A 19,529-nucleotide genomic window follows, 5' to 3' on the forward strand; every position below is an offset into this window, starting at 1 on the left:
TCGCGCGCGTCGAACGTTGCCGGCCCGGCGGGCGCCTCAGGAGGCGGATCTGCCCGCCCCGGGCAGGGCCTGTTCGTAGCGGCCTTCCTCGGGCGCGGCGACGGGCCGGATCGGCAATTGCCGGTGCCGGGGGGTGCTGACCATGTTGTGCCGCAACACCACCCGTTCGACTCCCGGGTGGCGACCTAGATAGCTGGTCGCGTTCGGCCAGGCCACCTTCGCCTCCGGCCCGACCTGTGCGCCGACCAGCTCGGCGAGCTGCCGGAAGTGCGGGCCGAGCGTGACGGTGCCGCCTGCGGCCGCGGCCCGCAGGACGAACTGGGTGAACACCCGGGCGTCGCCCAGGGCGACGCTCGCGTCGACATCGTCGAACGGCAGATAGACCGGGTGGTGGCTCGCCGTCTCACCGACGAGCACGCCCGCCGACCCGATCGGCAGCTGGTAGTGGCGATCGGAGACCAGGGTCTGTCCTTGCAACGCGGCGCGCTGGCCGCCGGAAACGCGGGTGAACCCGCGCAGCTTTTTCGGCTTGTCCGGCGTCGTGAGCAGCACCGTGGACTGGGGTGTCGTTCCCGCCCCGACCCGGACTCTGACGATGGTGTGGTCGGCGGGAGCCGACCACCACACGTCCGGGCCGCCGGGCGCGGTGTAGGCGGTGGTGAAGCTGTTGTGGCCCTTGATCCTCGACCAGTTCTCCCGTTCGAAGCCCACGTCCGTGGCCCGGTCGAAGTCGTCGAAGCTGCGCCCACACACCGCGTCGACGCCGTGCCGGGCCAGGTCGTCGGCGATCCGCGTCGTGGACGCCACCAGATACCGGACCACCCCGGCGACTCCGGCGTCGCGCCGCCCCGCCGACTTGCGCGCCCGGCGGGGGTCGGCGCGCACCATGATCCAGGTCCGGCGGTGCGCCGGCGCCGGGTCGGACCCCAGCAGCTGCTCGTACAGGCCCAGAACGTCCGCCGCCGCGGTCTTGCCAACCCGGTAGCCCGCCGACACGACGTCCGCCTCCAGGTCGGGGCAGTGCACCGACAACAGCCGCTCCAGCAGCCGCGTGTCCACCACGTCGTCGGTGTGTGCCTTGCCCTCGACGATGACCGTCGGCGTGAACGGCCGGGGAATGAGTTCGATGACCGCGACCAGAACTTTGCCTTTCCAGCGCACGGCCACATGGTCCCCGGGCTGCACGGTGGCGCCCACGACGGGCTCGGACGGCGCAACGAGGGGCCGGCGGCGGCGAACCGACCATGCGAAGAACGCCGCCAACCAGCCGAGTAAGCGCCGACCGCGGAAAGTGACCAGTGCCAGCAGCACCGCCACCGCCACCACGGCGGGTCCCGCCCACACGTAGCGCGTCCGCAGAAACAGCAGGATGCAGACCGGTGCCAGCGCCGCCACCCACAGGGCGTACGCGCTGCTGAACCGGAGCCGTAGTGATCTCATCGCCTCACCGCCGTCGCAGGGCTCGTCCGGCCAGTGCGGCCAGCCCCAACGCCAGGGTCAGACCGATGATGCCCAGCGCCACCGCGGTGATCGGCCCATGATCGGGGCCGGGCACCGGGACGGGGGGCTGAATCCGTTGCACCGACGGGGCGTTCGCGGGACTCGCCGGAAGGTCCCACGTCAGCGCCGCGTAGGCATCGACGATGCCCGCACCAACCGCGTCGTCGACGCCGCCGCCGGGGTGTCGTGCGGTGGCGGTGATCCGGTTGATGATCTGGGCCGGCGGCAGGTCGGGAAACTTCTGCCGGAGCAGCGCCGCCACCCCGGAGACGTAGGCGGCGGCAAAGGATGTGCCGGCGATGGGCACCGGACCGTCCTTGCCCGGCAACGCATCCACCGGCTCACCGTTGTCACCGAGCGCGACGATGTCTTCCGCGGGCGCCGCCGCACCCACCCAGGGCCCGTGCATGGAGAACGGGCTCGGCGCTCCGTTCTGACTGACGCCGCCGATGGCCAGCACCAGCGGCGCGTACCACGCCGGCGTCACGATGGTCTGTACCTGCGCCCAGCCGCGCGGGTCGGTGGGCATCGACGGGTCGGGCGGCGGATTCTGCGAGCAATCGCCACCGGTGTTGCCGGCCGCGACAATGATGACGGCACCCTTGACGTTGACGGCGTAATTGAGGGCGGCGCCCAAGGTGGATTCGTCGACCGGCTTGTGCACCTTGAAGCAGGCCGCTTCGCTGATGTTGATCACGCCTGCGCCCAGGTTGGCCGCGTGCACCACCGCCCGGGCCAGGCTGCGGACCGAGCCGGCGGCCGGTGAGGCGTTGGGGTCGTTCTGGTTGGCCTGGTTGTCCTTCGGCTCGAAGGCTTCCGACGTCTGGCGCACCGAGATGACCCGCGCGTCGGGAGCGACGCCGACGAACCCGTCGGTGAGCGAGGGCCGGCCGGCGATGATGGAAGCCGTGAGCGTGCCGTGGGCATCGCAGTCGGAGAGCCCATCGCCGTCGGGGACGACGAAATCGCCGCCCGGCTCGGCGGGGACCCGCGGTGAAGGGTCCACTCCGGTGTCGATCACGGCGACCGTCACGCCGGCGCCGGTGGCGAATTTCTGCGCCTGGCCGACCCCGAGGTAGGCGTTCGCCCATGGCGGGTCGTGAAAGTTGGTGCCCGGCAACGTCAATGGTGCCCGGCACACGCGGCGTTGTTCCAGGGGCTGGTCGGGTCCGGTCGCATCGGGCGGCATGGCACCCGGGTCTATCGTCGGCGGGGCGACCGCCGAGGCCGGCGGCGCGATGAGCAAGATGAACAGGAGCGCCACCGTGATCGAGAAGATACGGTGCACGGCCGGACACTCCATTCGCTCAGCCGCGGCGGCTGAACCACCGGCCGCGGACCTGCGAGCATCCTAAGCTTTCCGGGCCATGTCCTGGACGCTTTTTCGGCGCGCAGCGATTACCAGACGATGGCCGCCATGTCACGGTTGTCCGAACAGACGCTGCGCACCGCCGCCTCGATGTCGGGCGCGGTGATGATTTGCAGGTCCTCGACCGTGACCGCCTGGCCCGCACGTTTTTGCGCGACCACCCGGGTGTCCCGGAAGCCCTCCGCACGTTCGATGACGTTGCGGGCGAACCGGCCGTTCTGCATGGCGTCGATGCCGTGCCGACCGCCGGGCGTCGTGTAATTGCGGATGGTGGTGGCCGCATCCAGGAACGCCTCCCGCGCCGCGTCGTCGAGCTTGCTGGCGCGCGGTGCCGCGTAGCGGTGCCCGATCTCGACGATCTCGGCCGGTGAATACGACTCGAACCGCAGCTTGCGGTTGAACCGGCCCGCCAAACCCGGGTTCACGGTGAGGAATTGGTCCACCTGGTCCTCATAACCCGCGCCGATGAAACAGAAGTCGAAGCGGTGTGTTTCGAGCGCGACCAGGAGTTGGTTGACGGCCTCCATGCCGATCATGTCGGGTGTGCCATCCTGGTGCCGCTCGATCAGGGTATAGAACTCGTCCATGAAAATGATTTGGCCAAGCGACTTTTCGATCAGCTCGTTGGTCTTGGGCCCCGACTCACCGATGTAGTGGCCGCAGAAGTCCGACCGGCGGACCTCCCGGATTTCGGGATTGCGGACGATGCCCATGCCGGCGTAGATCTTGCCCAGCGCCTCGGCGGTGGTCGTTTTACCGGTGCCGGGCGGGCCCACCAGCAGCATGTGGTTGGTCTGTCCCTCCACCGGCAGCCCGTGCTCGAGGCGCATCATCCGCACTTCGAGCTGGTCTTCGAGCGCCGACACGGCCTGCTTGACCGCCGCCAGCCCGACCTGCTTGGCCAGCAGCGCGCGCCCCTCGGCGAGCAGCTCGGCGCGCCGCTCGGCCGTGGCGTCGTCGTTGAGCTCGGCGCGGCTCTTGGCCGTCGACGCGTCCCAGCGATCGGTGCGGCTGGCGATCGCTTCCTCGTCGGTCACGACCAACTGCAGGTTCGGGTCGGCCAGCGCCTCCTTGGCGGCCTCGGTGAGGACGCCGTTGATGGTGGCCTTTGACAGCCAGATCTGGGCCTTGTCCTCCTCACGCAGCTGGCGGTGCACCATCCCGCGCACATACGCCAGGTCGGCGACCAGCAACGGGATGTCGGCGGGGCCGATCGAAGCGGTCAGCACGTCGGCGTCGAAGCGGCCCGATGCATTGGTTTGCCCGATCACGTCGACGCGGTCGAGCCAGTCCAGCGCGACCCGGCCCTGCCCGAGATGCGCCGCGGCGTGGGCCGCCAGCGCGCAGATCGACGCTGTCACGGCCGACATGATGATGGCCTGCGGGGGCAGCTCGTCGGCGGCCGCCAGCAGCACGTCCGGCCAGCGCTGCGTGGCGAACATCAGGAATGCCCGGGCCAGCTGGTGCCACTGATAGTTGGCCCACGAATCCAGCAGGTCGCGATTGGCCAGCAGCCGGTCGGCCTCGGCGTACTCCCCGGCTATGGTCAGCGCCGACGACAAGGCCAGCCCCACCTGGGACGCATCGGTCACCGTGATCCCGATGTAGGGACCCAGCTGGATCTCCGCGGCGAGGGTCTGCCCGATGCGGGTCGTCTCGCGGTGCAACCATTCGCTGGCGGCGTAGAGCTTCTTCAGCGAGGCCAGGTCGTTGTCACCGCACGCGATGCGGCCCAGCCACGCGTCGGCCATCGACGGGTCGGCATCGGTGGCCGCGACGAACTCGGGCAGGGCCGCCGCCCGGCCCTGCCTGCTCTTGACGGCCATGGCCCGGTCGAAATGCCTACGGGCGGTTTGTAGGTCACCCATCGCGTGCACCATCCTTCGCACGGTGGCTGTTGCGGCCGCTCATCACAGTGTGCCTTTGAATCCTCGAGGTCCTACATGACCGACATGGTGACCGGCTCGAGACTGACGTAGCGGTTCTCGGCACGGAACATGTCCACCTCGGCGAGCCACTCCTTGCCCGCCGCGCTGACCCGCACCATCGCGGGACCAACCTGCTCGACGATCACCTCGAAGTTGTGCCGATGCCCCTCGGGCAGCCTGGTGCCCGAGGGCGCGACGGTGATCACGGTCGCGGGTCGCGGCGTGGGTGAGATCGGGGCGACGTGCTCCACGACGCTGACGGTGGTGCGCGGCGCGGGCCGTACCGTGCTGACGATGCTGATCTCCGGCATCCGCACCGTGGACCAGCGCGTCGTGTCGCGGGTATGCACGCAGACGCGCTCGCCCGCTCCGGCGGTGCGGATGACGATGCGCTTGGCGATCGGATCGTCGGCGGCCACGAAAACCCGGGACAACTCACCGGCGTCGGTGACGGGGACCAGCAGCCGGTCCCCGTTGCTCAGTTTGCCGATCAGCACGCCCGACGGGCCGATCTCGGTGAGCAGCTGCTCGGGCAGCGGGCTGGGGCGCAGCGCGCGCAGGTAGGGCCGCGGGCCGCACATATTGGCCGCGGCGCCGGCCGCCTGTTCTCCGTTGAGCCGACGCAAGATCACGCTGGGCGGGGTGGGAGCGGGCGTCGGCGTGCGCACGGTGATGGTCGCGGTGCAGGTCGCGTCCGGGTACACGGTCACATTCTGGATGACCTCGTCGACGCGCAGCGTCCACGCCTGGGACAGCACGCGCGAGGTGATCGCCTCGGCGGGATACGCGTAGGTCGTCATCCAGCCCGCCTCACCCCGGATGGCCTTCCACCTCTGCGTCTCGCCCTCGATCGCGTCACACCCCAGCCGGCGGTCGAGTTCGGCCAGGTCGGTGGCGTTGGCCACCTTCGCCCGCAGCCCCTGGCAACGCAGCAGACCCGCGATGCGTTGCGCCACCGAAATGGCCGCGGCGCCAACGGTTGTGCGCCATCGAAGCGCTTGCGTGTTGTCGATGATCGACAGCCGCATGATCAACCAGGTTTCGCGGCGGCCCGCATACGGCGGGGTGCCGATCTCCGAGTCGTACACCCGCGGGTAGTCCCCGACGTTGCCGTGCCGCGAGCCGAGTGAGACGACGCTGATCGAGTCCAGCATGAGGCCCAGCGCCTGGTGCATCATCGGCACCAATTCGACGACGTCGATGACGTTGTCGGTCTCGACGGTCACCGAGCCGGTCACCGTGGTGGCTTGGTGCGCCCTGCCGAGCAACTGCACCGCCACCACCGCGACACCGTCCTGTACCCGCACCCCGCCACCGGACCGGTTGTTGGCCACGGTGATTGGCGCGTTCCAGGTGATCGGGCGCCGTCCGCGCCGCCACAACACCAGCCACGACCATGCCGGCTGACCCCACCACCGGACGAACACCAGCGCGACGCCGACCACCACGGCGATCGCGGCGCCGATGTAGCCGCCCACCGCCCAGCTCGCCACCGCGAGCAAGAACACCACCCACACCCCGAGGACCCGCCGATTGCTGCCGGGGCCGAACCCGGTCAGCGTGGGCCTCACCGCGCCCTCCTCAGCCGCGCCGCGATCGCGGCCACGAGCACGCCGGCGGCCACCGCCCCGACGAACCCGATGGCGATGTTGCGCGCCCGGTGGTCCGGCGGCGGGGGTGGCGGGGCGGGCCTGATGACCCGGGTTTGCGCGCCCGGCGCCATCCGGTCACCCGGCGGAATGTTGAACGTCAGTGCCGCAACGGGATCGACCAGCCCGTACCCGACCTTGTTGTCCACTCCCGAAGGTGGATTGTGTGCCGACTGCACGATCCTGTTGATCACCTGATGCGCGCTCAGGTCGGGGAACTTCGCCCGGACCAGGGCCGCGACTCCGCTGACGTAGGCGGCCGAGAAGCTGGTGCCCCAGAACGGCATGTTCTTCTCGCCGGGCCGCGACGGCGGGTAGGCGTTGACCGGTCCGCCTCCCTGGGGCGAGAGACCCATGATGTGGGTGCCCGGCGCCGCGACACCCACCCACGGACCCGACATGCTCTTGTCGAGCGCGGCGCCGGTGGCATCGACCGCACCGACGGACAGGACGTAGTCGGAAAACCACGACGGCGACGAGACGACCTTGACCTGATGCCAGTCCCGGGGATCCGACGGATCCAGGGGGTCGTACATCGGGTTGTTGTTGCAGCCTGCTTCCCCGTCGTTTCCGGCCGCGGCCACGACGACCGCGTCCTTGACGGTGGCGGCGTACCACAGCGCCGCGCCGAGCGCCCGCTGGTCGGCCGGGGCCGCGGCCGGCAGGCAGGCGGTGACCGAGATGTTGATCACCTTCGCGCCCATGTTGGCCGCGTGGACCACCGCGCGCGCCACCGTGTTGAGCGTGCCGGCTTTGACCTTCTCGTCGGAATTGGGGTCTCCCGGTCCGGGGTTGACCGGCTCGAAAGCCCTGGAAGACTGGCGAATTGAGATGACGGTCGCGTTCGGGGCAACCCCCACCACCCCGTCGGGAGCTCCCGGCGGAAGCGGGGGGACCGCCGGTTCGTCCTCGGTCTGCGGGTCGGGTGGCCCGTTCGAGCTGGCGGTGGCCCCGCCGCCCTCCGGCGGCGGCGGCGGTGGTGGCGGCGGTGGCGGAATCACCTGGGTGATCGTCACCGGCGGGGGCGGGGGCGGCGGCGCGACCGGCGGCGGTACCTCGACCGGTGGTGGCGGAGCGCCGATGGCCGGCGGCGGTCCGGCCGGCGGAGGGAACGCCGGTGTCGACGGCATCGGTCGCGGCATGGGCAGAACGCCAAGTGGTGCGGCGGCGATGATCGAGCCCACGATGGTGCCGTGCGCGTCGCAGTCCGACAGGCCGTCCTCACCCATGATGTAGTCACCGCCGGGCACGGCCGGCAGCCGCGGGCTGGGTGAGATGCCGGTGTCGATGACCGCCACCGGTACGCCGTTGCCGGTGCTGTACTGCCATGCCTTGCTGATGTTGAGCAGGTTGAAGCCCGGCGCCAGCTGTGCGACGTCGGGGTTCCGCACCGTGATGGGCGTCGAGCAGCTGTTGGCGCGGCGCATCGGCTGGTCTGGTCGGGGCGGCCCGTCGGGGGGCACCAACCCCGGATCGACCTGCGGGGGCGTGATGGCTTGTGCGGCGGGGATATTGGCGGACAGCGCGACCAGGGTGACGGCGGCGGTCAGCGCCGCGACCCGCTTTAGTGGCGAATCCACGTGAACAGCCCTCCCAGGGCCGCCGCCGCCGGCAGCAGGACGATGAACGCCAACACCTCTACCCATTCCACGGTCAACCGGATGAAGGGCCGGAACCGCACCGTCGGCACCAGGAGCGCTGCGGCCAGACCGCATGCGGCGAAGGCGGCGACGGCCGCCGCGGGCCAAAGCAGGCCGCTCATAACGTCTTTCGGCTCGGCGACGGCATATTTGACCACTCCGGCGCATACCGCCGCCGAGGCCCCGCAGACGAGCGCGACCGCCTGGTACTTGGCGGCGAATCCGCGGCCCTGGGTGATGAAGATGCCCACCACCAGCCCGGCCACCACCAGCGCCAACCAGGCCCAGGGGCGTCCCGGCGCCAGCACCCCCCATACCGCGGCGGGCAGCACGATCGACACCCCGACGCACACCCCCACCTGGACGGCGTTGACCAGCCGCGCCGAGGCGGCGATCGCCGCGCCGCGGGCGGTGATGTCGGTCAATTCGTTGTCCTCGTCCTCGGATTCGTCCTCGCTGACCGGGGAGACCGTGTCGACGGGCATGCCCTCGCGGCGCGCGAACAGGTCGCGGCCGGTGATGGATCCGAAATGCGGCGGCCGCACCCGGGCCACCCACAGCGCGATCAGCGGGGTCATCCGGACCAGGATCAGCAACCCGACCAGCACGCAGATGGACAGCACCTGCGCCGAGGCCGGCCGGAACATCCGGACGAGGGCAACCGCGGCCAGGATCCCGCACACCGTCACCACCGCCGTGACGACCGCGGTCTGCCACCGCTTGCGGGTCATCACACCGATGGCGATGGCACCGAGGATCACGATCACCAGGCCGATCAACCCGTGGGCCGCGCCCAGGGTGCCCGGCGGCGCGCAGGCGCCCGCGACGGCGAGCAACACGACGGCCAGCCAGCCGAACCCGCTGAACAGGTCCCGCCGCTCCCGCCAGCCCCACCAGACCACGGAGGTCGCGATCACCAGCAAGACACCGACGGCGCCGGCCACGGCGGCCGGGATGGGGTTGTCGGTGAACGTGCGCGCCCGCAGGGTGAGGGCCACCACCACCGCTGCCGCCATCGCGACGACCGCGACGGCGGTGTGCGCGGCCGTCAGCGGCGTCACGGGGGCGAACATCCGGTCACCGCCGTCGCGCCCCAGCCATTTGCCCATGGCCGCCAGACCGGTCGACAGCGACTCGTACTGCGGTTCGAAGGACTCGCCCGCGACCCGGGGGACCAGCACCAGGGTGTCGCCGTCCTGCACACCCAGCTCGTCCAGGCTCTTGTTGATGTCGAGCCGGACCCCATTGATCTTGTGCAGTTCGTAGCTGCCCGCCGGCAGCGTGATGCCTTCAAAGCCTTTGCGTTTCAGGTCCGCGTCGAAGAGCTCGACCATTCCCTCGAAGAATCCCTCGACCGGAATTCCGGCGGGGAAAACTTGGGAGCACAGATGCTTCTCGTAGGAAATATTGACCGCACAGCGCGCCGGGAAGGCGACCTTATGCGCTGACGTCACGGCGCCGTCCGCTCCGCATCCGGAATGTATTTGTCGGCCAGGCCGGCGGTGATTTCAAAAAGCCGCAACCGCGTCTTTTTCTTTAATTCATGAACCGTGTCGATGAGCCCGCCCTTAGCCAGGTGCGGATCGAACGGCATCTCTTCGACGGTCGCGCCGACTTTGCTGAACCGCTCGGTCAGGTAGGCCAGCGCATCCTTGTCGGCGATCTGGTCGGTGTGGTTGATGATCACGGTGCTGCGCGAGACCAGCTCGTGGTAGCCCTGCGACCTCAGATAATCCACGGCCCGCAGCACCGGCCTGGACCGGTCCGCGGTGATGCCGGAGACGAACACCAGGGTGTCGGTGTTCTCCAGGACCGGCTTCATCACCTCGTGTTCCAAATCCGGAGAGGTGTCGACGATCATCACCGTGTGGGTTCGCCGCAGCCGCGACAGCACCCCGGAGAACATCGCCGGCACCAGCGGCCGGGGCTGGTCTGAGGTGCGGTTTCCGGCCAGCACGTCGAGGCCGATCGGGTTCTGCCCCAAGTGTTCACGAATGTCCGCGTAGCCCTGGACGTCGGTGTCGTTGATGATGGCGGTGTAATCGCCCGGCGGGGACTCGTCGATGCGGTCGGCCAGCGTCCCGAAACCCGGGACGGCGTCGATCGCAATCACGTTCTGCGGGCGGCACTCTCGGAAAACGCCACCGATGCACGCGACCATCGTCGACACCCCGACACCGCCCTTACCGGAGACCACCGTGATGACGTACTGCCGCCGGATGTGCCGCCGGATGCGGTTCTGCAAGTCCCGGTAGTGCCGCTCGCCGGGCGATTCACCGGGGTTTATTTTCTTAAAAGAGATGAGGTAGACGAATTTCCGCCAACCCGAGCCGGGAGGAATCTTTCGCGGTGCGGCCAGATCGGTAATACGCATGGTGTCGGATACCGAATCCGGGAAGTTGCGGCCCCCTGACGGATCCCCCCGTCTGAGCGCCCCTTCGTCCGACATATTCGGGTCATTCCAAGGGCTGGTCACGTCGCGATGCTAACACGCTTGACGATACCGCGTTTACCGATCAAGAAACCCCTCCAAGTGCGTAAGGGGTTGCTATTCCACGGCATTGGTGAACCGACTTATCTTGGGTCAGTGGCGAATCCCGCGCCGGTCATACCACCCGCCGATACGAGTACCATTCGTCGCCGGCGGGCAAACGGCGGATGAGCCGCTGCACGGCGCCGCTGATGTCGCTGCGGGAGCCGGGCGAGATGATCTGATAGCGCCGCTGCCCCGAGATGACGCACTCGATGCACACGCGTCCGGAAGGGGTGTCGACGATGGACACCGACGAATCGCCGACGGCCATGCGCGCCAGTTCGTCCGGCCCGACACCGGCCTGCAGCGCCACGATGGACGCCCGCGCCGAGCGCGCGGGGTCGGCGGCCGCGAGCACGAGCTGCAACTGATCGGCGTCGAGGCGTTGGGCGAGCAGGAAGGTCCGCAGGCTGGCGGTGTCACGCACCGACGCGAGCAGTTCTTCGGTGTCCAAGGTGACGGGCCGCAGGGGCGCGGCCTCCGCCACGCCGCACAACCGCTCGACTTGTCCCACCACGAGGTCGCTGGCTCCCCCCTCGTCGGTGGCGGTCCCGGCGGGGTACAGGCGGATCAGCTCGTCGTGGCGCTCCAGCACCACCCACCAGCTCGCGAAGCGGCAAATAGACACCCGGGTCGGTTCGCGCCCCGGCACGTCGATGATCACCATCAGCGCCAAGTCTCGCCGCAGTAGCACCGTGAGCCATTCGCGGATCATCGGGTCGACATTGCCGGCCTCGTCGAGGGCGCCGGCGGCCCTCAGGTCGGACGCGATCGGGTGGCTCAGCGCCCGCTCGGCGGTGTCGAGCCGCGGGAGCAACGGCCGCAAACCCAGCTCGGGACAGGTCTGCTCCACCCCGGTCACCGCCTGCAGCACCCACAGGCCATCGACCGTCGTCGTCAGCATGTCACTTCGCTCTCCATGCAGCGCGCTCCTCGACCGGCGGACCTGACAGCGAAGGGGGGCACATGCGCTCGCGCATCTGCCCCACCCTCATCCCACTACGGTCCGATGATCAGATCGGAGCTCGTCGCGGTTAGCTGATCTCAGCCGAACAAGTTGCCGATGTTTTGGTCGGTTGCGAGCGCGTTGTCCAGCACGTGCGAAGTCGTCGTCCCGTGCTGGCTCACGGTGTCGATCAGCCCCTGCAGCCCGGACAGCATCTGCGCCTGCGCCTCGAAGAATTGCTTCGCGCCATGACCGGCGAAGAATTCCGTCAGCTGGTTGGTCCGGTTCGACGTGTCGTCATAAATTCCTTGCAACTGGCCGGCGCGGGAGGCGATGTCGGAGGCGAAATCGGCCACCGCACCCGGGTTATAGGTGATCGGGTTGGACATGGTGAATTTCCTTTCAAAAGTCCGGTTATGGATTTACGACCGAGTGCGTTGTCAGGAGCCGTGGCCGCCGAATAGCGCGCTGAATGCGTGGGTGGAATCCGCCTCGTGGTGTTCCATCAGCGCCGCCGCCTGCTTGAGGCCCTCGGCCAGGCGGGTTCCGCCGTTCAGAACCTTGTTCAGATCGTTCTGAATTTCGATGGCCGTCGCGTGGGACGCGGTCACCGCCTCGCCCGACCAGGTCGAAGGGTTCATCACGTTTTCGTGATTCGCGATGTAGCCCTGAGCGATTGCGATCGCGTGCTCCATGTTCGCCTGGATATGGTTGGAAGCATCGCGCAGCACCTGAGCCGATACTTGGATTGTTGAGCTGTCCACTTGCGGTTTCTCCTAACTACTGCTGCCCTCCCCCGGGGAATTACCTGGGGCATGAAGCGAAGTGTATGAGGGCTATTTGGACCTGTCGATTCACCCTTAGCCGGGTCGGCTTCACACCCTTTCGTCGACGACCCGCACCGTCACGGGTTGCTCTGCTTTGTCACGGGAGCCGCGCTGGCCCCCGACCCCATGCCCCACGGGCATGCCGCCCGTCGGGGCGCCCCCCGTCGACGTGGTCTGCGGGCGCAACTCGTCCGCACCCAGCGCCCCGGCCGGGCGCAGCCCCACCGGCCGGCCACTGGCGACGGGCTCGAACGCGCTGACCGGACGGGTAAAGCTGGTCGCGGACATACCGGCATTGCCCAGGGATGCCGCCCCGCCGCCGCCCGACGCGCCGACGGCCGACATCTCCGTCGCCGAGACCGCCGAAACTCCCGGCGCCGCCCCGCCCATGGCGCCGGAACCGGCGAACATGCCCATCATCGATTGCAGCGGCTGCATCATCTGCATCGGCGCCTGCATCATCTGCATGGGAGCCTGCATCGCCTGCGGGACCGCGCCCATCATCGATTGCATCGGCTCCATGAACGACCCGGCCTGACTCATGAAGTCCTGGCCGCCCGACGCCGCCTGGCCGGCGCCCGATGTCCCCTGCTGCACCCCCTGAAAAGCCGAACGCATCCCGTCGCCGGCCCCCACCTGGGCCGCCGACTCGCCCACCGCCGAGGCCGCCTCCGCCGGCGCCGCCGGCGATGCGCCCATGGTCGCCAGCGGCGGCGGAATGGTGAGGCTTTGGGTCAACGCGGTGAGGATGGCCCCGTAGCTGGCCCCGACGGCGGAGTTGTTCGGCCACATCGACCCGAAGTACTCGAGCTCGAGCGACGTGATCCGCGGCGTCAACGCCCCCAGGACCAAGGGGTTGATGCCGTAGTCGGTGGCGCATTCGGTGCGGTTCTCGATGCATTCGGGCGCCGGGCGCATCGAGCCGTACGCCATGTGATACGCCGAGACCGCGGTCGAGACCACCGCCGGCTTGACGTCCACCCACCCGGCGAGCCCGTGCAGGGACGTGTTCAGCGCGGTGGCGTTGGCCGCCGAGGCGAGGGATCCGGTACCAACCCAGCTCGCCGACGTGGCCACGGTGTTGATCGCCGACGCGATGCTCGAGCCGTGATGGGTGGCCGCCAGCGCCGTCCAGGCGGCCTGGTTGGCCAGATGGGTCACGACACCGGCACCCGCCTTGAGCAACAAATCGTTGTCCTCAGGCGTACGCGCGGCCCACCCCGGATCGGCCATGCGTACTTCCCCCTTTTTGGGTCGTCGGCCTTACGCGCCGATTGCCAGCGTCAGGCTGCGCATGAGCTCGGTGACGACGTAGGTGCCCGAAGCGAGGCTCTGCGCGCCGGCGAACAACCCGCGCTGGGCGGCGTGCTCGGAGACCACTCCCAGGTAGCTTCCGCCGCACGCGTTCAGCGCCGCCGCGAACATCGCCGAGTCAGGGTCGCCGCCCATCGGCAGCACTCCCAGCAGAACGGGGGCGGCCGCCGAAGCCGCCGCCTGAGTCTCGGCGCTGATCGCCGCCTCCGCGGACGAGGACGCCAGCACCGCCTCCGATTGCACCTGCAGCACCATGATTTCCCTCCGATTGCTCAGCGTCATAAAAGACGGCTTGGCGCATCAGTCTAGTGCGATCCGACCGTTCGTGTATTCACTCGATCCTTCCGGCCCGCGGGCCGGAAATTACGCGTTTTTTCTGGTCGGCGGTATTCCCGTTATGAGTCATCTGTCAAACAACCTCGCATGCCACTGCAGACACAGTGGCCACGGGATCGCCGTCGAAAAGCGCTGCCGCAATGGGTGATGCCAATAGTTCGCAGGAATTGCCGACGCCCCCTGCCCATCGTTGCCGACGTGGCGGCGAATGAGGGTCGCCGCCCGTTTTACTCGCGCGGTAATCGCGCCCGAAAGCTACGCGGGGCCGCGACCGTCGCCGGCCAGATTGAGCAGCAGCCGGGTGCCGCCGAGCGGGCTGGTCTGCAATGCCGCTGTGCCGCCGTGCAATTCGGCCTGCTGGGCGACGAGGGCCAGCCCCAGCCCGGAGCCCGAGCGCGATGCCGTCGACCCGCGGGTGAAGCGCTCGAAAACGGTGGCGCGTTCCGATTCGGGGACGCCGGTGCCGTCGTCGTCGACCGTAATCTGGACGCCCTCGCTGGAGCTGCTCACGGTGAGCTGGATCTTGCCGGCGTTGCCGTGCTTGACGGCGTTGGCGATGGCGTTGTCGATCACCAGCCGCAGCCCGGTGGGCAACCCCACCATCAGCACCGTCGGCGAAGGCACCAGCGACACCTCCACCTCGGGGTAGATCCGCAGCGCGTCGTGCGCCGCGCGGTCCAGCAGTTCGGTGATGTCGAACGGGACGAAATCGTCGACGGTGGTGAGCTCACCCTGCGCCAGCCGTTCCAGCGCCGTCAGTGTCGCCTCGATGCGGCTCTGGGTGCGGATGACGTCGCCGATGACCTCCTGGCGCTGCTCGTGGGGCAGGTCCAGGGTGGACAGCACCTCCAAATTGGTGCGCATGGCCGTCAACGGGGTCCGCAGCTCGTGGGAGGCGACCGCGGCGAAGTCGCGGGCCGACTCGAGCGCTGCCTTCGTGCGCTGTTGTTCGTTACCGATGCGCGCGAGCATGCCCTCGACGGCCTCGGCGATCTCCACGGCCTCGCGCACCCCGCGCACCTGGACCTCGTCGGGACTGGATTGGGCGTTGATGGCGCGGGCCTGCTGGGCCAGCAGCAGGAACGGGTTCACCATGATCAACGAGATCACCCAGCCGACGACCACGGTGCCGCCGATGACGCTGGCGCAGATCAACAGCACCCGCAGGTGCAGCTCGTTGATCCGGTGCTGGGCTTCCGCCAGCGGCGCGGCGAGCGCGATCGAGGCCGGGCCCGCGGAGAAGGTGCGCACACGGTACTGCACCCCGTTGATCGCGGTGTTCGCGTACCCGTTGGGCAGCTTGGGCAGCACGATATTGCTCGGCACCGATACCGTCTGGTCGCCGATGCGCGCGGTGCGCACCAGGTTGCCGTCCGGCATGGGCTGGTCGGGGCTGGCGTGCTGGACGTTGTTGAGCAGGGAGTTGATGTCGCCCAGGCTGCTGACCGAGTCGAGCCGGCGGTCGAGCTGGCTGTATTGGTCGTTCGTGACGCCCACCCAGACCCAGGTGCCCAGCAGCACGACCAGGGTGATGACCGACAACGCGGCGACGACGACGATGGTGCGTAGCGACAACACCCGCATCGGCAGCTGTACGTGCGGTAACACGCGACTGTCACGCTCCTCTTGTGCGGTTCGCGGCACCGGGCCCGCGACGGTGTCGACCACCTGGCCACAACCCTCACACCGATAGCGATTCGCCGTCCAGGCGTCGCGGGGTTTCGCAGAGAATCTAGCGCCAATCGGTGAACGAGCGCGCCGCCCCCGCGGCGATGGCCGGCATTTTGCGCGTCCGGCGGGTGAGTGAGTACTCTCTCACCATGCTCGTTTCCGGACGCGATCGGCTGCTGGCCGCGGCGCTCAAGCTCTTCGCCGACAAGGGCTATGCGGCGACGTCGGTGGCCGACATTCAGCGGGCATCGGGTCTGGCGCCGGGGTCGGGCGCGCTCTACAAGCACTTCGGCTCCAAGCGCGAGCTGCTCGAGGCCGCAGTCGCCTACCGAATCGACAGCATCGTCGCGGCGCGCGAGCAGTACGACGCCGGGCAGCCGGGCAGCGTCGAACAGGCGGTGCGGACCGCCGGCCAGCTGATCTGGAGCAACCTCAAAGAAAGCGAGGACCTGCTCAAGGTGATGCTGCGTGAGCCCGACGAGCTCGGTGGGCTCGACGAGAAGACGTGGCAGGTCATCACCGACAACGCCTACCAACGGTTCGCCGACGAACTGGCCGCGTCGAATCGGGCCGGGCGCACCCGCATCCCCGATCCGGAGGCGGCCGCCGCCGTGGCGATCGGATCGTTGTCCTATGCCGCGACGCTGCAGGCGCTGACCGGACGCCTGCCCGGCAACGTCGACGAGGAGCGGTACTTCGAGGCGTGGGTCAGCCAGACCGTCAGCGTCCTCGCCCAATACGGAAACCCCGAAAACCAGTGAAATCAGCAACCTTTCAGGAGTAGAACCGTGACTTTCTCACTGCAACTGACCGACGACGTGGTCGAGGTGCGCGACTGGGTGCACAAGTTCGCCGCCGACGTCATCCGCCCCGCCGCATCCGAATGGGACGAACGGGAGGAGACCCCGTGGCCCGTGATCCAGGAGGCCGCGAAGGTGGGGTTGTACTCCCCCGACTTCTTCGCGCAGCAGGCGGCCGAGCCCACGGGCCTGGGCATGCTGACCGCGTTCGAGGAGATGTTCTGGGGAGACGCGGGCATCGCGCTGTCGATCATGGGCACCGGCCTGGCCGCTGCGGCCCTGGCGGGCAACGGGACGCCCGAACAGCTCGGCCGCTGGCTGCCCGAGATGTTCGGCACGGCCGACGAGCCGAAGCTGGGCGCGTTCTGCTCGTCCGAGCCCGATGCCGGGTCGGACGTCGGCGCGATCCGTACCCGCGCGCGTTACGACGAGGCCACCGGCGAGTGGGTGCTCAACGGCACCAAGACCTGGGCGACCAACGGCGGCATTGCCAACGTCCACATCGTGGTGGCATCGGTGTATCCCGAGCTCGGGACGCGCGGCCAGGCCACGTTCGTCGTCCCCGCGGGCGTCAGCGGGTTGGCGCAGGGCCAGAAGTTCAAGAAGCACGGCATTCGCGCGTCGCACACCGCCGAGGTGGTGCTGGACAACGTGCGACTGCCCGAGGACCACATCCTCGGCGGACGGGAGAAGTTCGAGGCGCGGATCGCCCGCGTGAAGTCGGGCGCCTCGGCGCGCAGTCAGGCGGCGATGAAAACCTTCGAGCGCACCCGGCCCACGGTGGGCGCGATGGCGGTCGGGGTGGCCCGCGCCGCCTACGAGTACGCCCTCGAATATGCCTGCCAGCGCGAGCAATTCGGCCGCAAGATCGGCGAATTCCAGGCGGTGGCGTTCAAGCTGGCGGACATGAAGAGCCGGATCGACGCCGCCCGTCTGTTGGTGTGGCGGGCCGGCTGGATGGCGCGCAACAACCAGTCCTTCGACGCGGCCGAGGGATCGATGGCCAAGCTGGTGGCCAGCGAAACGGCCGTCTACGTCACCGACGAGGCGATCCAGATCCTGGGCGGCAACGGCTACACCCGCGACTACCCCGTCGAGCGCATGCACCGTGACGCCAAGATCTTCACGATCTTCGAGGGGACCAGCGAGATCCAGCGCCTGGTGATCTCGCGGGCGTTGACCGGCCTGCAGATTCGATAGCGGGCGCATCCCGCGGTCCACGGCGCGGCGGCCGCGCGACATGATGGCCGGATGAGCACCGAGATCCGGGTCCTCGACAGTGACGACGACCTGCTGGCCGCCGCCAACGTGTTCCGTGTCGCCATGATCGGCTTTCCGCCGCTGCCGGACCTGCCGCCGGGGCAGATCACCAAGTTGCTCGAGCCCGGCCGCACCGTCGGGGCGTTCGAGGACGGCCAACTCGTGGGCACGGCGGACGCCGTGACGAGTCGGATGACGCTGCCCGGCGGGGCGTTGGTGGGGCACGCCGCCGTCACGCACATCGGGGTGCTGCCGTCGTTCACCCGGCGGGGCGTCGCCACGGACCTGATCCGTCATCAATTGCGCGACATCGCCTCCCGCGGTGAAGCGGTGGCATCGTTGCGGGCGTCGGAGGCGACGATCTATGGCCGGTACGGGTACGGGGTCGCCAGTTCTTCGCAGACGGTGGAGGTGCACACCGCGCGGGCGGCGCTGCGCCGCGGCGTCGGGACAGGCGGTCCGGTCCGGCTGATCGACGCCGGGCGAGCCTGGGAGCTGCTGCCCCGCATCTATGCCGGGAATCGCCCGTCACGTCCGGGAACCATCGACCGGCCGGACGTGTGGTGGGAAGGCCTGCGGCTGCGCACCGAAAGTTCACCCGGGCCCTCGTATTTCGCGGTGCACGGCGAGGCGGGGTCCGAATCGGGTTTTGCCCGCTACCGTCCCGTGGACACCGACAGGTGGTTCGTCAGCGACCAGCGCGCGATCGCGGTGGAGGACTTCTTCGCGCCGACCCCGGACGCCTATCTCGGGCTGCTGCGGTTCCTGTTGGGGCTGGATCTCATTGACCGCGTGGTGTTTTGGATGTTGCCGATGGACGACCCGCTGCCCTGGTTGCTGGCCGATCGGCGGGCCGCGCGGGTCACCGCGGTACACGACGAAACGTGGTTGCGCGTCATCGACGCGGCGCGGGCGCTGGCGGCACGCCGCTACGCTGGCGACGGCGCCGTCACCATCGCGGTCAATGATGCCTTGCTGCCGGACAATTCGGCGCGCTTCCTGGTCACCGGCAGCGGTGCCGAACCGACCCGGCGGCGAGCGGAACTCGATGTGGACGTCGAGGGCCTGGGCGCCGTCCTGCTCGGCGGCGCCACGTGGCGCGACCTCGCGGTCGCCGGACTGGCCCGCGCCGACGACCCGTCGGCGATTGCTGTCGCCGATCGGTTGTTCGCGGTGCCGGACGCACCGCACGCCGGGTTCTTCTTCTAGCCGCGCGGGCATGCGGGTCGCGTGATCGTCTGGCGCTACGGCGAACCCGTCTTGGTGGACGACCCGTGGGCACAACTTCACCGAGTTACCCCGGATCCGTTCGGAGCGACCGGCTTTCGAGCTGCACTACCCCGCACATGGTGGAGCGGAGGCGCACGTCGGCCGCGGGCACGTCGCGGGTGTGGCGGCCGATCCAGGCGTCGCCACCCCGCGCGAACTTCGATGATCGGACTGCCCAGCCGGTGACAGAGCCGGCGGTAGCCGTCAGCCGTGCGGCGCCTCGGAGATCTTGGTATCCGGCTTGCCCAACGTCTGGCAGTACGTCAACGCCGACAGTCGGGTGGCCGAGATCTCGGCGTTGGCCGGGTCGGTGCCGTTCTTGTCCTTCAGCATCTTGCTGACTTCGTCGTTCTGCTTCTTCTCGTCCTGCGAAGTGAAGTCCTTGCACTTGGTGTCGCCGCCGGTGTTGATGACCTGCGAGGCCGAACACGCGCTGGACAACGACAGCGCGGCGATCGCGAACATGGCGGCCGCTATTTGCTTCATG

17 protein-coding genes and 1 pseudogene are annotated in these 19,529 nt (G+C 68.9%); 4 read left to right on the plus strand and 14 right to left on the minus strand.

Features of this window, described 5'->3' with window-relative positions; translation table 11 throughout:
* Positions 1–36: 36 nt before the first annotated feature.
* The 13 genes from eccE (G6N37_RS19395) to G6N37_RS19455 form a co-directional block, all read right to left on the minus strand.
* The gene (gene eccE, locus G6N37_RS19395) at positions 37–1,440 is read right to left on the minus strand and encodes a type VII secretion protein EccE (RefSeq protein ID WP_163682893.1); all 1,404 of its coding nucleotides are present in this window, start codon (positions 1,438–1,440) and stop codon (positions 37–39) included.
* A gap of 4 nt (positions 1,441–1,444) precedes the next feature.
* Complete coding sequence (mycP, locus tag G6N37_RS19400; RefSeq protein WP_163682895.1) at positions 1,445–2,788, minus strand: type VII secretion-associated serine protease mycosin; 1,344 nt, start codon at positions 2,786–2,788, stop codon at positions 1,445–1,447.
* A 110-nt stretch (positions 2,789–2,898) separates the two neighbouring features.
* The gene (gene eccA / locus G6N37_RS19405) at positions 2,899–4,758 is read right to left on the minus strand and encodes a type VII secretion AAA-ATPase EccA (RefSeq protein ID WP_163682897.1); all 1,860 of its coding nucleotides are present in this window, start codon (positions 4,756–4,758) and stop codon (positions 2,899–2,901) included.
* 50 nt (positions 4,759–4,808) lie between these two features.
* A complete protein-coding gene (eccE, locus tag G6N37_RS19410) occupies positions 4,809–6,368 on the minus strand; it encodes a type VII secretion protein EccE (RefSeq protein WP_163682899.1) in 1,560 nt (519 codons plus the stop codon).
* Positions 6,365–8,026 (minus strand): type VII secretion-associated serine protease mycosin, encoded by a 1,662-nt coding sequence (gene mycP, locus G6N37_RS19415; protein ID WP_163682901.1) that lies wholly within the window; start codon positions 8,024–8,026, stop codon positions 6,365–6,367. The genes eccE (G6N37_RS19410) and mycP (G6N37_RS19415) overlap by 4 nt, the downstream gene beginning before the upstream one ends.
* On the minus strand, positions 8,011–9,540 hold the full coding sequence (gene eccD / locus G6N37_RS19420) for a type VII secretion integral membrane protein EccD (protein WP_163682903.1): 1,530 nt from the start codon (positions 9,538–9,540) through the stop codon (positions 8,011–8,013). The genes mycP (G6N37_RS19415) and eccD overlap by 16 nt, the downstream gene beginning before the upstream one ends.
* The gene (locus tag G6N37_RS19425; RefSeq protein WP_163682905.1) at positions 9,537–10,562 is read right to left on the minus strand and encodes a MinD/ParA family ATP-binding protein; all 1,026 of its coding nucleotides are present in this window, start codon (positions 10,560–10,562) and stop codon (positions 9,537–9,539) included. The genes eccD and G6N37_RS19425 overlap by 4 nt, the downstream gene beginning before the upstream one ends.
* A gap of 130 nt (positions 10,563–10,692) precedes the next feature.
* Complete coding sequence (locus G6N37_RS19430) at positions 10,693–11,523, minus strand: ESX secretion-associated protein EspG (RefSeq protein ID WP_163682907.1); 831 nt, start codon at positions 11,521–11,523, stop codon at positions 10,693–10,695.
* Between the two features lie 140 nt (positions 11,524–11,663).
* Positions 11,664–11,954 (minus strand): WXG100 family type VII secretion target, encoded by a 291-nt coding sequence (locus G6N37_RS19435; RefSeq protein WP_083171049.1) that lies wholly within the window; start codon positions 11,952–11,954, stop codon positions 11,664–11,666.
* A gap of 51 nt (positions 11,955–12,005) precedes the next feature.
* Entirely contained in the window at positions 12,006–12,329 is a 324-nt protein-coding gene (locus G6N37_RS19440) for a WXG100 family type VII secretion target (protein ID WP_067271862.1), read from the minus strand.
* 111 nt (positions 12,330–12,440) lie between these two features.
* Positions 12,441–13,625, minus strand: a complete 1,185-nt coding sequence (locus G6N37_RS19445) for a PPE family protein (RefSeq protein ID WP_163682910.1) — start codon at positions 13,623–13,625, stop codon at positions 12,441–12,443.
* Between the two features lie 30 nt (positions 13,626–13,655).
* Complete coding sequence (locus tag G6N37_RS19450) at positions 13,656–13,961, minus strand: PE domain-containing protein (RefSeq protein WP_163685257.1); 306 nt, start codon at positions 13,959–13,961, stop codon at positions 13,656–13,658.
* A gap of 336 nt (positions 13,962–14,297) precedes the next feature.
* A complete protein-coding gene (locus tag G6N37_RS19455) occupies positions 14,298–15,626 on the minus strand; it encodes a sensor histidine kinase (protein WP_163685259.1) in 1,329 nt (442 codons plus the stop codon).
* A 236-nt stretch (positions 15,627–15,862) separates the two neighbouring features.
* Here G6N37_RS19455 and G6N37_RS19460 point away from each other — a divergent pair, with 236 nt between their 5' ends.
* The 4 genes and pseudogenes from G6N37_RS19460 to G6N37_RS26680 form a co-directional block, all read left to right on the plus strand.
* Positions 15,863–16,474, plus strand: a complete 612-nt coding sequence (locus G6N37_RS19460; protein ID WP_163682911.1) for a TetR/AcrR family transcriptional regulator — start codon at positions 15,863–15,865, stop codon at positions 16,472–16,474.
* A gap of 27 nt (positions 16,475–16,501) precedes the next feature.
* Complete coding sequence (locus tag G6N37_RS19465) at positions 16,502–17,713, plus strand: acyl-CoA dehydrogenase family protein (RefSeq protein WP_163682913.1); 1,212 nt, start codon at positions 16,502–16,504, stop codon at positions 17,711–17,713.
* A 51-nt stretch (positions 17,714–17,764) separates the two neighbouring features.
* Positions 17,765–18,982, plus strand: coding sequence for a GNAT family N-acetyltransferase (locus G6N37_RS19470; RefSeq protein WP_163682915.1), 1,218 nt, complete (start codon positions 17,765–17,767; stop codon positions 18,980–18,982).
* Between the two features lie 30 nt (positions 18,983–19,012).
* Positions 19,013–19,208: pseudogene (locus G6N37_RS26680) on the plus strand (cytochrome ubiquinol oxidase subunit I); the annotation flags it as partial.
* Positions 19,209–19,246: 38 nt separating this feature from the next.
* On the opposite strand, the gene G6N37_RS19475 reads toward G6N37_RS26680, so the two are convergent.
* The gene (locus G6N37_RS19475; protein ID WP_163682917.1) at positions 19,247–19,528 is read right to left on the minus strand and encodes a hypothetical protein; all 282 of its coding nucleotides are present in this window, start codon (positions 19,526–19,528) and stop codon (positions 19,247–19,249) included.
* Position 19,529 lies beyond the last annotated feature (1 nt).

It is taken from the genome of Mycobacterium seoulense (genome assembly GCF_010731595.1).
Taxonomy (GTDB): Bacteria; Actinomycetota; Actinomycetes; order Mycobacteriales; family Mycobacteriaceae; genus Mycobacterium; species Mycobacterium seoulense.

Bases quoted from the DNA above. Each gene is read 5' to 3' on its own strand.
- eccE (WP_163682893.1), bottom strand. From the start codon at position 1,440: ATGAGATCACTACGGCTCCGGTTCAGCAGCGCGTACGCCCTGTGGGTG.
- G6N37_RS19430 (WP_163682907.1), bottom strand. From the start codon at position 11,523: ATGCTGACGACGACGGTCGATGGCCTGTGGGTGCTGCAGGCGGTGACC.
- G6N37_RS19435 (WP_083171049.1), bottom strand. From the start codon at position 11,954: ATGTCCAACCCGATCACCTATAACCCGGGTGCGGTGGCCGATTTCGCC.
- G6N37_RS19445 (WP_163682910.1), bottom strand. From the start codon at position 13,625: ATGGCCGATCCGGGGTGGGCCGCGCGTACGCCTGAGGACAACGATTTG.
- G6N37_RS19450 (WP_163685257.1), bottom strand. From the start codon at position 13,961: ATGGTGCTGCAGGTGCAATCGGAGGCGGTGCTGGCGTCCTCGTCCGCG.
- G6N37_RS19455 (WP_163685259.1), bottom strand. From the start codon at position 15,626: ATGCGGGTGTTGTCGCTACGCACCATCGTCGTCGTCGCCGCGTTGTCG.
- G6N37_RS19460 (WP_163682911.1), top strand. From the start codon at position 15,863: ATGCTCGTTTCCGGACGCGATCGGCTGCTGGCCGCGGCGCTCAAGCTC.
- G6N37_RS19470 (WP_163682915.1), top strand. From the start codon at position 17,765: ATGAGCACCGAGATCCGGGTCCTCGACAGTGACGACGACCTGCTGGCC.
- G6N37_RS19475 (WP_163682917.1), bottom strand. From the start codon at position 19,528: ATGAAGCAAATAGCGGCCGCCATGTTCGCGATCGCCGCGCTGTCGTTG.